Here is a 13717-nt window from a genome sequence, read left to right on the forward strand (position 1 = left end):
CTGCAGCGTGACATTCCCCGGCCCGTTGGGTATAAAACATCAAACAGAACAGGCAGAGATCCCAATGGCAGACAACGCCCAGGCGTCGAGCGAATACGGCGCAGATTCTATCAAGGTTCTCAAAGGCTTAGACGCTGTCCGCAAGCGCCCCGGCATGTATATCGGTGACACCGACGATGGCTCGGGTCTCCATCACATGGTCTATGAAGTCGTCGACAACGGTATTGACGAGGCCTTGGGGGGCTATGCCGATGCGGTGACGGTTATTTTGCACCCTGATGATAGCGTCTCGGTGCGCGACAATGGTCGTGGCATTCCCGTCGGCATCCACGAGGAAGAGGGTGTTTCCGCCGCCGAAGTCATCATGACCCAGCTTCATGCCGGGGGCAAATTCGACCAGAATTCCTACAAGGTATCGGGCGGTCTGCACGGTGTGGGGGTTTCGGTCGTCAACGCGCTGTCCGATTGGCTTGACCTGCGCATCTGGCGCGATGGCAAAGAGCACTACGCCCGCTTTGAACGCGGCGATACCGTCAAGCATCTGGAGGTCGTGGGCGACAGTGATGGCGAGACGGGGACAGAGGTGCGCTTTTTAGCCTCGACCACCACCTTTTCTAACCTCGAGTACAGCTTCAAGACGCTGGAAAACCGGCTGCGCGAACTGGCATTTCTCAATTCCGGCGTCAAGATCGTGCTCGAAGATCTGCGCCATGCCGAGCCTGTGCGCGTTGAGATGGTCTATGAGGGTGGCGTGCGCGAATTCGTCCGTTACCTCGACCGTTCCAAGACATCCGTGATGTCCGAGCCGATCTATATCTCGGGCGAAAAGGATGGCATCGGCGTCGAAGTCGCGATGTGGTGGAACGACAGCTACAACGAGATGGTGCTGCCCTTTACCAACAACATCCCGCAGCGCGATGGCGGCACGCATATGGCGGGCTTTCGCGGCGCGCTGACACGCTCGATCAACCTTTATGCCCAGTCATCGGGCATCGCCAAGCGCGAAAAGGTGAATTTCACCGGCGATGACGCGCGCGAGGGGCTGACATGCGTGCTGTCGGTCAAGGTGCCTGATCCGAAATTCTCGAGCCAGACCAAGGATAAGCTCGTCTCATCCGAGGTGCGTCCGGCGGTCGAGAACCTGATGAATGAAAAGCTGGGCGAATGGTTCGAAGAACATCCGCAAGAGGCGCGCCAGATCGTCGGCAAAATCATCGAAGCCGCACTTGCGCGCGAGGCAGCGCGCAAGGCGCGCGAATTGACCCGGCGCAAAACCGCGATGGATGTGGCAAGCCTTCCGGGCAAGCTGGCCGATTGTCAGGAAAAAGACCCGGCCAAGTCTGAACTTTTCTTGGTCGAGGGTGACAGCGCGGGTGGATCGGCCAAACAGGGCCGTTCGCGCCATAACCAAGCGGTGCTCCCCCTGCGTGGCAAGATCTTGAACGTCGAGCGCGCGCGGTTTGACCGGATGCTGGGCAGCCAAGAGATTGGCACGCTGATCACAGCCCTTGGCACCGGGATCGGGCGGGACGAGTTCGATCTGAAAAAGCTGCGTTACCACAAGATCGTGATCATGACCGACGCCGATGTCGATGGCGCGCATATCCGCACGCTTTTGCTGACCTTCTTCTTCCGGCAGATGCCGCAACTGATCGAAGGGGGGCATTTGTTCATTGCGCAACCGCCGCTTTACAAGGTCAGCCGTGGCAAATCCGAGGTCTATATCAAGGATCAAGGCGCGCTTGAGGATTACCTGATCCAGCAAGGCACCGAAGGGGCAGTGCTGCGCCTGCCCAAGGGCGAAGAGATTGCCGGTGCCGATCTAACCCGCGTGGTCGAGGGTGCGCGCAGCTTCAAGCGTATTCTTGACGCTTTCCCAACCCATTACCCCCGCCACATTCTGGAACAGGCCGCGATTGCCGGTGCCTTTGATCCGGGCCGTGCCGATGGCGACCTTCAGCGCGTGGCCGATGATGTGGCGAACCGTCTTGATCTGGTCGCCGCCGAGTATGAGCGCGGCTGGAGCGGGCGGATCACCCAAGAGCATGGTATTCGCCTGTCGCGCGTGTTGCGTGGCGTCGAGGAAATCCGCACGCTTGATGGTGCGGTGCTCCGCTCGGGCGAGGCGCGCAAGCTTTCCGAGGTCAGCCGCGACAGCCGCGAGGTGTATCGCGATCCTGCCAAGCTCTCGCGCAAAGAGCGTGAGCAGCTGATCCATGGGCCGACCGAATTGCTGAATGCGATCTTGGAGGAGGGGCAAAAGGGCCTGCAACTCCAGCGCTACAAGGGTCTGGGCGAGATGAACCCCAGCCAGCTCTGGGAAACCACCCTCGACCCCGAGGCGCGCACCCTGTTGCAGGTCAAAGTCGATGATCTGGCCGAGGCGGATGATATCTTTACCAAGCTGATGGGCGATGTCGTCGAACCACGGCGCGAGTTCATCCAAGCCAACGCGCTCAGCGTCGAGAACCTTGATTTCTAAGCGCCTGCCGCGCGCCCGCCGGGCGTGCGGCGTCGCTTAGCCCAGATTACGCAAGGCGGCGGTGGTTGCATCGACCGAGCCGCCGTTGCGATCAAGCAGCGATCCGATCTCGGCGCGTTCCGAGATCACGAGCGAGACGCCCTCGATCAGCAGATCGATAAACAAGGGCCGCCCCGACCGATCCCAGACGCGAAAGCGCACCTCGAACGGACCTTGGCTTGGCATGCTGACTGTCGACAAGACCTCGACATAGCGGCCGGTATCTTGCGCGCCTGTCACGGTGACGGTGCCGCCCACAAATTCGCGGAAACGGCGGCCATATTTGCGCGCCATATAGCCTTGGAATGCTTCGGCAAAGGCGGAAATCTGGCCAGCGCTGGCGCTGCGCGCGGGCGGTCCCAGCACCGATTGCGCGATGGTCGGCATATCGCCATAGCGCACCATCATCCGCTCAAAGTCGCGGATCATCGCGTTTTCGGATTGGCCCGAATTGATAATGCGCGTGATCTCATCGGCGACTTGCATGACCAAAGCGCTGGCTTGCGTCGTGTCTAATGCCACCGCAGCACCCGGAAAAAGGCTGGCACCCGCCGTGGCAAGGCCCGTCAAGATAATCGTGCGTCGTGTTGGATGAGGCATGCAAGACATGTCAAAACCCCTCAGGCTTCAATACGGATCGATATAGGGATCGGCGTAGATATCATCAACCGCGTCGTCCAGCCCGGCCGTTGGGCCACCAAGCTCAAAGCGCCGGCTTTGCAAGTAAAGCGAGCGCAGCTGCGCATAGCTATCGGCACTGCCATAGATCAGATCGTCGAGCACATCATCAACCTCGTAGCGATCACCCAACAGATCAAGAAGCTGCACCCCCGTGACGTAATGGCCATCACCCGCAGGCACGACCTGACGCACCGGGTTGGTGGCCATATCCACGATCAAGCCGACCGTGTCGCGCGTGGTGGACGGGCCAAAGCCCGGCAGCATGACGAAATCACCCTCGGGCACGCCCCAGATATGCAGGGTTTGGCCAAAATCCGTCCGCGCCGCAGGCACACCTATGGCCGTGGCCGGATCGAAAATGCCGCCGATGCCGATGGTGGAGTTGATCATGAAGCGCACAACATTCTGCGTGGCCTGCCCGATCCGAACCTGCAACAGGTTGTTCAGAATATAGGAGGGCTGCGACAGGTTCGCGGCAAAATTATCGACCCCTTCGCGCAGCGGGTCTGGTACAATCGTGCCATAGCCGCGTGCGGTTGGCCCGACCACCGCCCGATCGAGTGCAAGGTTAAAGCGATGCACGGCGCGGTTCTGCGCCTCGTCCACATCGGCGATCCGATCACCTTGCGGCAGCGTTGCAGGGCCACATGCGCCAAGCACCAAAAGGCCCAAAACGCCAAGTGCCGCGACAGGGCGCTGATATGAAAACACGTTTGGCAAGGGCAGCATCCACCGGTCTGACAATTTTCACCTGGAAACCTAGCCGGGCGAAACCGAATTTAAAGGGATCGGACAGCATCTAGCCATGCGACCGTAGATTTGGTTAAAGGGGTCTGCACAAGGCAGAGTCAAGAGTTGGCCCCGGCATCCGGGGTTTTGAGTGGATCATATGGCCCAGATGTCGCGAACTAACCGGGCTGGTCCCGACGAGCTGACGGTGTTTCGGCGGCGCAATGCTTGGCTGTTATGGTCTGTTGGCCTGTTCAGCATGGCGGTGAACGCGCTGATGCTGACCGGCCCGCTTTATATGCTACAGGTGTATGACCGGGTGCTTGGCTCGCGCTCTGCCGAGACGTTGCTTGCGCTAAGCGTGCTGATTCTTTTCCTTTTTGCCATGATGGCGGTCCTTGATTTCGCACGGGGCCGCGTGGCCGCGCGCTATGGGGCAAGATTGCAAGATGCGCTTGATACCCGCATTTTCGCGGCGGCTTTGACGCGCGCGCAGCGCACGGGCGAGGGGCAAACCGCCTTGCAAGATTTGGCCGCCGTGCAGCGCTTGGCCGCCTCGCCGGTGTTCATGGCGCTTTTCGATCTGCCGTGGACGCCGCTTTTTATCGCGGCGATTTTGTTGTTTCACCCATGGCTTGGCGCGCTTGCCGTGGTGGGGATGGCCTTGCTGATCGTGCTGGCTTTGGTCAACCGCGCGCGCAGCCATGGGCCGATTGCCGATGCGGCCATGGCCGCGCAAAGTGCTGACCGGGTCGGTGCCGAGATGCAGGGCGAGGCCGAGTTGATCCGCGCCCTTGGCATGCAGGGCAATGCCTTTGCGCGCTGGCACAGGCAGCGCCGCATCGCCTTGGCCGAAGGGATGCGCGCCAGCGATCTGGTCGGTGGCTTTTCGGCCACGACGCGCAGCCTCCGGTTGTTGATGCAATCGGCGATCCTTGGGCTTGGCGCCTATCTTGTCCTGCAAGCCGAGATGACGGCGGGCGCGATGATTGCGGGTTCAATCCTGCTTGGCCGCGCCTTGGCCCCCATCGATATGGTGATCGGCCAATGGAACGCCATCGCCGAGGCGGGTCAGTCATGGCAACGCCTGCGCGCATTGTTGCGCGACGAGGTTGCCGCAGCCCCGCGTATGCCCCTGCCGCAGCCCAAGGCGCGGATCGAGGTCAGCCAGCTTTCCGTCATCCCCCCCGGCGCGCAAGTCCCCACTTTGCGCGGTGTCAGCTTTGCCATCGCCCCCGGCGAGGCGGTCGGCATCATCGGCCCATCGGGCGCGGGCAAATCAACGCTAGCGCGCGCCATGACTGCTGTTTGGCAGCCAGCGGTTGGGCAGATCCGCCTCGATGGGGCGACGCTTGATCAATATGACCCTGACGCGCTTGGCCATTACATCGGCTATCTGCCGCAATCCGTGACGCTTTTTGCCGGCACCATCGCCGAGAATATCGCCCGACTGTCGGCCACACCCGATACGCAAAAGGTCGTGGCGGCCGCACGCATGGCAGGTGCGCATGAGATGATCTTGGCCTTGCCTGATGGTTACGAGACGCTCGTCTCTGGGCTTGGTGCGCGGCTGTCAGGTGGCCAGATACAGCGTATCGGTCTGGCCCGCGCGCTTTACGGGGCACCCGTGCTTGTGGTTTTGGATGAACCCAATGCCGCGCTCGACAATGACGGCTCGCTTGCGCTGAATAACGCGGTGCAGGCGATCAAGGCCGATGGCCGCGCGGTGCTGATCATGGCCCATCGCCCTTCGGCCATCCGGGAATGTGACAAGCTTTTGGTGCTTTCGGGTGGAACCACCGTGATGTTTGGCCCGACACAAGAGGTGTTGCAAAAGACGCTGGTCAACTATGCCGATATCAAGGCTACCGCCGTCGGGGGCGTGACATGAGCGCGCCGCTTGCCCCTGAACAATCATGGTCGGTGCGCGGCCCTTTGTTGATCGGCCTCTTGGGCATGGTTTTGCTGTTCGGCGGTTTCGGCGGCTGGGCGGTGACCAGCGAATTATCGGGCGCTGTCGTTGCCTCGGGCCGGATCGAGGTGGCGCGCAACCGCCAAGCGATCCAACATCCCGAAGGTGGCGTGGTGGCCGCGATCCATGTCGAAGAGGGCGCGCGCGTGGCCGCGGGTGATGTGATCTTGCGGCTCGAACCCGGCCAGCTTGCCCGCGACAGGGGCGTGACCGCCGCGCGGCTCTTTGAGGTGCGCGTTCGCCGCGCCCGGCTCGAGGCCGAGCGCGATGATACCGCACAGGTCGCTTTCCCTGCCGCGCTGTTGCAAGAGGCAGCCGTTGATATCGAGTTTGCCGATCTCTTGCGGGGGCAAGAGACGCTCTTTGCCGCCCGCCGCGATACGCTGACCCGTGAAATCGCGCAGCTGCGCGGCCGGATCGACCAAATCGCCGCCCAGATCGCGGCGCTGGCCGCGCAGGAGGCGGCACTCATTGAACAATTGGCCCTCGTCACCGCTGATCTGGCGCGGCAAGAGGGGCTTTTGGCGCGCGGCTTGATCCAATCTGACCCGGTTTTGCGTCTGCAACGCGACGCCGCGCAACTGCGCGGATCGCTGGGCGAGGTTGAGGCCCGCAAGGCCGAGGCGGCCGAGCGTGTGATCGAGACCGAGCTTGCGATTTTGCAACTGGGCACGACCCGGCGCGAAGCCGCCATCGCCGAGCTGCGCGAGATACGCGTTGCGGAGGAAGAATTGCGCCAGAGTTTGGCCGATTTCGACCGCCGGGTGGACGCGCTTGACCTGCGCGCGCCGGTTACGGGCCGGATCATGGGGCTACAGGTGTTTGGCCCGCAATCGGTGCTTGGCGCGGGCGCACCCATCGCCTTTCTCGTGCCCGAGGGTCGCCCCTTGATCATCACCGCCGAAGTGCCGGCGATCCATGTCGATCAGGTCTTTGTCGGACAGGCCGCCACGCTTTTGTTTCCCGCGCTCGATCTGCGCAATATCCCCGATCTGACCGGGCAGGTGACACAGCTTTCGGCCGATGCCTTTGTCGATGAGCGCACGGGGGCGGCCCATTACCGGGCCGAGATCGTGCTTGATGACGGTGAATTGGCGCGCCTTGCACCGCGCGTGCTTGTGCCCGGCATGCCAGTCGAGGCTTATATCCGCACCACCGCGCGCAGCCCGCTGACCTATCTGCTGGAACCCATCCGCATCTATTTCACCCGCGCCATGCGCGAAAGCTGACGGGCGGGCGCAAGGCCCCTTTTCCTTTGGGGCGCGGGCGGCTAGCTTCCGGCCAAACATCTGGGTGGGAGATACCGATATGGCTGGAATCATCGAAGCGCGCCTTGCCGAAATGGGCATCGAATTGGCTGGGCCGCCGCCGGCCCCTGCGGCCAACTACGTGCCTTATGTCGTGGCCGGCGATCTGGTCTTTGTCTCGGGTCAGATCCCGATGACGGCGGCCGGGCTTGAGACGCTGATCAAAGGCCGTGTCGGTGTTGATCTTGATATCGCTGCGGGTGCGGCTGCCGCGCGGCTTTGCGCGATCAACCTTTTGGCACAGCTCAAATCCGCCTGTGGGGGCGATCTGGATCGGCTGGTGCGGGTGGTCAAGCTGACCGGTTTCGTCAACGCGCCACCAGAGTTTGGCGATCAGCCCAAGGTGGTCAATGGTGCCTCTGACCTTTTGGTCGAAGTGCTGGGCGACAAGGGGCGGCATAGCCGCTCGGCCGTCAGCGCGGGTGGCCTTCCCTTTGGCTGCGCGGTCGAGGTCGAGGGGATTTTCCAGATCCAACCGGCCTGAGGCGCAAGAATGTCCAAGCTTCCTGCAAGCCTTATCGCCAGGCCTATCGCCCATCGTGGGTTGCATGATCGGGCGGCGGGCGTGATCGAAAATAGCCCCGCGGCTTTCGCCGCTGCTATCGCCGCGGGTTATGGGATCGAGCTTGATCTGCAACTCAGCCGCGATGGCGTGGCGATGGTGTTTCATGATGACAGCCTTGACCGGCTGACGGGTGAAACTGGCCCGGTGCGCGCGCGTGAAGCCGCAGCGCTGGGCCAAATCGCGCTGACGGGATCGCAGACGGGCGACCGCATCCCGACGCTTGCCGCCGTGCTGGAACAGGTCGCGGGCAAAGTACCGCTGTTGATCGAGTTAAAGGATCAATCAGGCGGTCTTGGCGTTGCGGGTCACGATCTGGAACAGGCGGTCGCCGCGACGCTTGCCGGGTATCGCGGCGATGTTGCGGTGATGTCGTTCAACCCGGCGATGATGGGGGCAATGGCCGATCTTGCCCCTGATTTGCCGCGCGGGATCACCAGCTGCGGCTTTGATCCGGCGGAATGGACGACGCTTTCGCCCGAGACCTGCGCGATGCTGGCCGAGATCGGCAGCTTCGATACCGTGGGTGCCAGTTTCATCAGCCATGATTGGCGCGATCTGGGCCGGGCGCGCGTGGCCGAGCTTAAGGCGCGCGGCGTGCCAATCCTATGTTGGACGGTGAAATCGCCCGAGGTGGAACAGATTGCGCGCGGGATCGCCGATCAAATCACCTTTGAAGGCTATCGCGCCTGATCGATGATTGACGCCTTGGGCGCATGCCCCATCTCAAGCGCGTGGCCAGAACGGCAGGAGATGGCATTTGGACGGCAGCCACCCCATCGAGATCGAAGTTCTGGGCGCGATCACCGAGATCGACGCCGCCCTTTGGGATGCCTGCGCTTGTTCCGAGGTGGCGGATGGTGGCCGCCCCTTTGATCCCTTCACCACGCATAGGTTTCTTGCGGCGCTCGAGGCGTCGCGCTCGGTCGGCACCGGCACAGGCTGGGCGCCCCGCCATCTGGTCGCGCGCAGCGCGGGCGAGGTGATCGCGGTCGCGCCGCTTTACGCCAAGGGCCATAGCCAAGGCGAATATATCTTCGATCACAACTGGGCGCAGGCCTATGAGCGCGCGGGTGGGCGCTATTACCCCAAGCTGCAAATGGCCGTGCCTTTTACCCCCGCCACGGGGCGGCGTTTCCTGACTCGGCCGGGTTGGCGCGACACGGGTGTTGCCGCACTGGTGCAAGGGGCCGTGCGCCTGACCGAGGAAAACGGGCTAAGTTCGCTGCATATTACCTTTTGCACCGAAGATGAGGCCGCATTGGGCGCGCAAATGGGCCTGATGGCGCGGGTAAGCCAACAGTTTCATTGGGAAAACGACCAATACGCCGATTTCGACGGGTTCTTGGGCGCGCTGAGTTCACGCAAACGCAAGACGATCCGCAAGGAACGCGCCGAGGCGCAGGGTTTCGGCGGACAGATCGTGGCGCTGACGGGCGATGCGATTCAGCCTGCGCATTGGGATGCGTTTTGGAATTTTTACCAAGACACAGGCGCGCGCAAATGGGGCCAGCCCTATCTGACGCGCGCCTTTTTCGACCGCGCCCATGAGATGCTGCGCGACGATATGCTGATGGTGCTGGCGCTGCGCGATGGGCGGCCCGTGGCGGGCGCGCTCAATTTCATCGGGCGCGATGTGCTATACGGGCGTTACTGGGGGTGTAGTGAACATCACCCCTGTTTGCATTTCGAATTGTGCTATTATCAGGCCATCGATTTCGCCATCGCCCATGGTTTGGCCCGTGTCGAGGCGGGGGCGCAAGGTGAACACAAGCTTGCGCGCGGCTATCTGCCGGTGGAAACTCATTCGCTACACTGGGTGCGCGATGCGGGCTTTGCCGATGCGATTGCGCGCTATCTTGTGGCCGAGCGCGCGGCGGTAAGCGAAGAGATTGAGGTGCTGACAGGCTACGGCCCGTTCAAGCGCGCCCATGTAGAGGAGCAAGATTGATGCCAGCCATAAAGCTAGACGGTGCCGCGCGGGACGCGGCCCTTGCCGCCCTGACCCAAGCCGGATGGGCGCTGGTCGATGGCCGCGAAGCGGTGAGCAAACGCTTTGTCTTTGCCGATTTCACGGCTGCTTTTTCATGGATGACACGGGTCGCGCTGGTCGCTGAAAAGATGAACCACCACCCGGAATGGTTAAATGTTTACAAGACCGTCGATGTGACGCTGGCCACCCATGATGTAGGTGGCCTCAGCGATCTGGATGTGAAGCTGGCCGAAAAGATGGATCTTTTCGCCCAATAAAAGGGAGCGGAAAACCCGGGTTTTCCGCTCCGAAAAACTTCAGTTTTTCGTTCGGCAAAACTGCAGTTTTGCCTGCCTCAGATCTGGCCGAGCAGCGTTTCACCGGCTGATAATTCGCACACGCCCGGACCTTCTTCGATATTGAGCGCCTTGATCACGCCATCCTCGGCGTAAAGCGCGTAGCGGCGTGAGCGGTCGTAGAAACCCGCTGGTGCCGCCGTCCAGTTCATGCCGATGGCCTTGGTGAACTCTGCACCCGCATCGCCCAAGAATGTCAGCCCAGCCTCGGCCGCGCCGGTATCCTTGGCCCAAGCGGCCATGACGAAGGGATCGTTGACCGAGACGCAGATGATCTCGTCCACGCCCTTGGCATCGAAATCGCCTTTGGTGCGAATGAAGCTCGGCACATGGGCGGCGGTGCAGGTGCGCGTATAGGCACCCGGCAGGCCAAAGATCACGACCTTGCGGCCACGGGTTTTGTCGGCCATTTTGACCGCTTCGGGGCCATTGGCACCAAAGATCAAAAGCGTGGCATCGGGCAGTGTATCGCCTATGGAAATGGTCATGGGTGCGGTCCCTTGGCTTGTGGTTGCGTTGCCCCGCCATATAGTCTGACTGCGTCCGCCGGCCAACGCGAAAGGTTACGCTTGATGGAAAAGATCGTGGTGGTTGGCGCGGGTCAGGCCGGGGCGGCTTGTGTCGCCAAGCTGCGCACCGAGGGGTTTGCAGGTGCGATCACCTTGATCGGTGCAGAAGCCGTGCCGCCCTATCAGCGCCCGCCCCTGTCCAAGGCGTATTTGCTGGGCGAGATGACCTTGGATCGGCTCTTGTTGCGCCCTGAAAGCTATTACCGCGAGGCGGGGATCGACCTGATGCTGGGCGCTGCGGTGCAGGCGATCAATCCCTTGGCCCGGCAGATTATCATGGGCGGCCAAACCATCGCCTATGACGCGTTGGTGCTGGCGACTGGATCGGTGCCGCGCCGCCTGCCTGCGGCCATCGGCGGCGATCTTGGCGGCGTGCATGTGGTGCGCGGCCTTGGCGATGTCGATGCCATGGCACCGGGCATGCAACCGGGGCGGCGCGCGCTGATCGTGGGGGGCGGCTATATCGGGCTGGAGGCGGCGGCGGTCGCCCGCAAACGCGGCATGGCGGTCACGCTGATCGAAATGGCGCCGCGCATCTTGCAACGGGTGGCAGCCCCCGAGACCTCGGACTTTTTCCGCGCGCTGCACAGCGCCCATGGCGTGGATATCCGCGAAAGCGTGGGGCTGACCCGGCTTATCGGTGCGGGTCATGTCACGGGGGCCATCTTGTCGGATGGGGTGGAATTGCCTTGTGACATGGTGATCGTCGGGATCGGCATCGCCCCTGATACCGCACTGGCCGAGGCGGCGGGGCTGATGATCGACAACGGCATCGCGACCGATGAACAGGGCCGCACCAGCGACCCCGCGATCTGGGCGGCAGGCGATTGCGCAAGCTTTCCCTATCGGGGTGGGCGCATCCGGTTGGAATCGGTGCAAAACGCCATCGATCAGGCCGAGATGGTGGCCAAGAACATCCTTGGCGCTGGGCTGGATTATCACCCCGAGCCTTGGTTTTGGTCGGATCAATATGACGTCAAACTCCAGATCGCGGGGCTGAACACGGGCTATGATCGTGTCGTCGTGCGCGACGCGGGCGCGGCGCGGTCGCATTGGTATTATGCCGGTGACAGGCTTTTGGCGGTCGATGCGATGAACGATCCGCGCGGCTATATGATCGGCAAGCGCTTGATCGCGGCGGGGATATCGCCTGACCCTGTCGTAGTGGCCAACCCGGCCCAAGACCTCAAACCGTTGTTGCAGGGATAGGGCGATGCGCATCATCGCGGGGCGTTTGCGCGGCAAGAAATTGGCCGAGATCGGGGCGGGCGACGCAGCCGCCCATTTGCGCCCCACGACCGACCGGGTGCGCGAGAACCTGTTTAACATCATTGCCAGCGGTAAGCATGGCGACCCGATCACGGGCGCGCGGGTGCTGGACCTGTTCGCAGGCACGGGGGCCTTGGGCCTCGAGGCGCTGAGCCGGGGCGCAGGCTATGTCAGTTTTGTCGATGACGGCAAATCCGCGCAGGCGCTTTTGCGCCAGAACATTGCGCTTTGTGCCGCACAGGGGACCAGCGCCCTTGTACGCCGCGATGCGACCGATCTGGGTCCAGTCACGGGTGCGCCCTTTGATCTGATTTTCCTCGATCCGCCCTATGGCAAGGGTCTGGGCGAGCGGGCGCTTGTCAGTGCGCAGGCTGGGGGCTGGGTCGCACCCAATGCGCTGATCGTGTGGGAAGAAGCCGTGCCACCGTTTGCCCCGCCGGGGTTCGATCTGATCGACCAGCGCAGCTATGGCGGCACGGTCATCACGCTGTTGCGCGCGGCCTTGGCTGATCAGTCGGCATAGGGGCCGGGTGCGCTTCCGGTCTCAAGGGCGACAGCGGCGCGTGCGGCATCGACAAGACCCGCGCCATCAAGCCCGCGTGCCTCCATTTCCACGATCCAATCGGCGATGACCGCTTCGCCCAATGTGGCAATCTCGGCGGTCAATGCGGGGGACATCTCGGCGATGGTATTGCCTGCATCCTCCATCGCGATGCGCCCTTCGGCATCGCCCGTGTCATGCGCCCGCCCCGCCCAAGCAGACGCCATGAGGCCGGAATTGGCATCAATCACCGCGCGCAGATCGGGTGGCAGCGCCTCATAGACGCCACGGTTCATCGCCCAAAGGAAATAGAGGTTATAGAGCGATTGATCGCCCGCCACATCGGTGTGGCTTTCGATCAGATCGGCAAAGCCGAGCGAGGGGGCCTGTTCCCAAGTGATCACGCCACCATCGACCACACCGCGCGACAGTGCTTCGGGGAAGGCGGGCACAGGCATGCCCACGGGTGTTGCACCCAGCCGTTCCAGCAAAAGCGTCGCAGGCCGCGAGGGGCCGCGCAGGCGGAGACCGTTGAAATCGGACAGCACCTCGATCGGTGCGCCGCGCAGATGGACCAACCCACGCCCATGCATATGCACCGCGATCAGATGCACATCTGCGAAATCATCCATCAGGTTTTGTTGGGTGAAAAGCCAAGCGGCGCGGCTGGCCTCTTCCGCCGATTTGGTGGTCATAAAGGGCAGTTCTAGCGCCTCGGCCTCGGGGAAGCGGCCGGGCTGGTAGCCGGGGATGACCCAGCCGCCATCGATCACACCGTCGCGGATCAGGTCGTATTGATCGGTGGCCGACCCGCCCAGCTGCATGAAGGGGTAAATCTCGATCTTGATGCGGCCCGCCGATTGTTCCTCGATCGCGTCGGCCCAAGGCTGCATGAAATGCGTGGGGTTGGCACTGGCGGGCGAGACGAAATGCTGAAAGCGCAGCGTCACCTCGGGCTGGGCTTGTTGCGCAGTCGCGGCGACCGCGGCCATCAGCCCAAAGAACGCGCCGGAGAGGGCAGATAGAATACGCATCTTGGTCTTTCCCCCAGAACACAGGCGCGGGTTTCGTTCCCCGTCGCGCTTAGGCCGTCGATGTAACCACTCTGGCGGTCGCTGCAAGCCTTTGTGCGCCACAATATCCTGTGGATGTTCGAAATTCGGCCCCCTGATCTGGCCCCAAGCCCTTGTTAACCCCGCCTCAACATGGGAGAGTCCATAAAAATCGAGCAAATTTTT

General features: G+C 62.4%; 13 protein-coding genes. 9 read left to right on the forward strand and 4 right to left on the reverse strand.

What is annotated here, in order from left to right:
* Positions 1 to 64 precede the first annotated feature (64 nt).
* On the forward strand, positions 65 to 2482 hold the full coding sequence (gene gyrB / locus KG698_RS07490) for a DNA topoisomerase (ATP-hydrolyzing) subunit B (RefSeq protein ID WP_213684935.1): 2418 nt from the start codon (positions 65 to 67) through the stop codon (positions 2480 to 2482).
* A gap of 36 nt (positions 2483 to 2518) precedes the next feature.
* Here gyrB and KG698_RS07495 read toward each other — a convergent pair whose 3' ends face one another.
* Positions 2519 to 3121 (reverse strand): phospholipid-binding protein MlaC, encoded by a 603-nt coding sequence (locus tag KG698_RS07495; protein ID WP_213684936.1) that lies wholly within the window; start codon positions 3119 to 3121, stop codon positions 2519 to 2521.
* 27 nt (positions 3122 to 3148) lie between these two features.
* Entirely contained in the window at positions 3149 to 3913 is a 765-nt protein-coding gene (locus KG698_RS07500; RefSeq protein WP_367114057.1) for a VacJ family lipoprotein, read from the reverse strand.
* A 187-nt stretch (positions 3914 to 4100) separates the two neighbouring features.
* Between KG698_RS07500 and KG698_RS07505 the strand changes: the two genes are divergently transcribed.
* The 6 genes from KG698_RS07505 to KG698_RS07530 all read left to right on the forward strand — a co-directional run bounded on the left by KG698_RS07505 (position 4101) and on the right by KG698_RS07530 (position 10022).
* On the forward strand, positions 4101 to 5822 hold the full coding sequence (locus KG698_RS07505; RefSeq protein WP_213684938.1) for a type I secretion system permease/ATPase: 1722 nt from the start codon (positions 4101 to 4103) through the stop codon (positions 5820 to 5822).
* The gene (locus KG698_RS07510) at positions 5819 to 7132 is read left to right on the forward strand and encodes an HlyD family type I secretion periplasmic adaptor subunit (RefSeq protein ID WP_213684939.1); all 1314 of its coding nucleotides are present in this window, start codon (positions 5819 to 5821) and stop codon (positions 7130 to 7132) included. Before KG698_RS07505 ends, KG698_RS07510 begins: the two co-directional genes overlap by 4 nt.
* Before the next feature lie 79 nt (positions 7133 to 7211).
* Positions 7212 to 7694: a RidA family protein gene (locus KG698_RS07515; RefSeq protein ID WP_213684940.1), complete on the forward strand. Its 483-nt coding sequence runs from the start codon at positions 7212 to 7214 to the stop codon at positions 7692 to 7694.
* A 9-nt stretch (positions 7695 to 7703) separates the two neighbouring features.
* Positions 7704 to 8465 carry a glycerophosphodiester phosphodiesterase family protein gene (locus tag KG698_RS07520; protein ID WP_213684941.1) on the forward strand — a complete coding sequence of 254 codons (762 nt, stop codon included), beginning with the start codon at positions 7704 to 7706 and terminating at the stop codon, positions 8463 to 8465.
* A gap of 67 nt (positions 8466 to 8532) precedes the next feature.
* A complete protein-coding gene (locus tag KG698_RS07525) occupies positions 8533 to 9723 on the forward strand; it encodes a GNAT family N-acetyltransferase (RefSeq protein WP_213684942.1) in 1191 nt (396 codons plus the stop codon).
* Positions 9723 to 10022, forward strand: coding sequence for a 4a-hydroxytetrahydrobiopterin dehydratase (locus KG698_RS07530; RefSeq protein WP_213684943.1), 300 nt, complete (start codon positions 9723 to 9725; stop codon positions 10020 to 10022). The genes KG698_RS07525 and KG698_RS07530 overlap by 1 nt, the downstream gene beginning before the upstream one ends.
* 77 nt (positions 10023 to 10099) lie before the next feature.
* Here the strand turns inward: KG698_RS07530 and KG698_RS07535 are convergent, their stop codons facing one another.
* Positions 10100 to 10588: a peroxiredoxin gene (locus KG698_RS07535; protein ID WP_213684944.1), complete on the reverse strand. Its 489-nt coding sequence runs from the start codon at positions 10586 to 10588 to the stop codon at positions 10100 to 10102.
* Between the two features lie 84 nt (positions 10589 to 10672).
* Between KG698_RS07535 and KG698_RS07540 the strand changes: the two genes are divergently transcribed.
* Positions 10673 to 11878, forward strand: a complete 1206-nt coding sequence (locus KG698_RS07540) for an FAD-dependent oxidoreductase (protein WP_213684945.1) — start codon at positions 10673 to 10675, stop codon at positions 11876 to 11878.
* Positions 11879 to 11882: 4 nt separating this feature from the next.
* Positions 11883 to 12461, forward strand: a complete 579-nt coding sequence (gene rsmD, locus KG698_RS07545) for a 16S rRNA (guanine(966)-N(2))-methyltransferase RsmD (RefSeq protein ID WP_213684946.1) — start codon at positions 11883 to 11885, stop codon at positions 12459 to 12461.
* On the opposite strand, the gene KG698_RS07550 is transcribed toward rsmD, so the two are convergent.
* On the reverse strand, positions 12449 to 13513 hold the full coding sequence (locus KG698_RS07550; protein ID WP_213684947.1) for a TRAP transporter substrate-binding protein: 1065 nt from the start codon (positions 13511 to 13513) through the stop codon (positions 12449 to 12451). The genes rsmD and KG698_RS07550 overlap by 13 nt on opposite strands.
* Between the last annotated feature and the right edge of the window lie 204 nt (positions 13514 to 13717).

The organism is Roseicyclus sp. (assembly GCF_018402035.1).
GTDB lineage: Bacteria > Pseudomonadota > Alphaproteobacteria > Rhodobacterales > Rhodobacteraceae > Roseicyclus.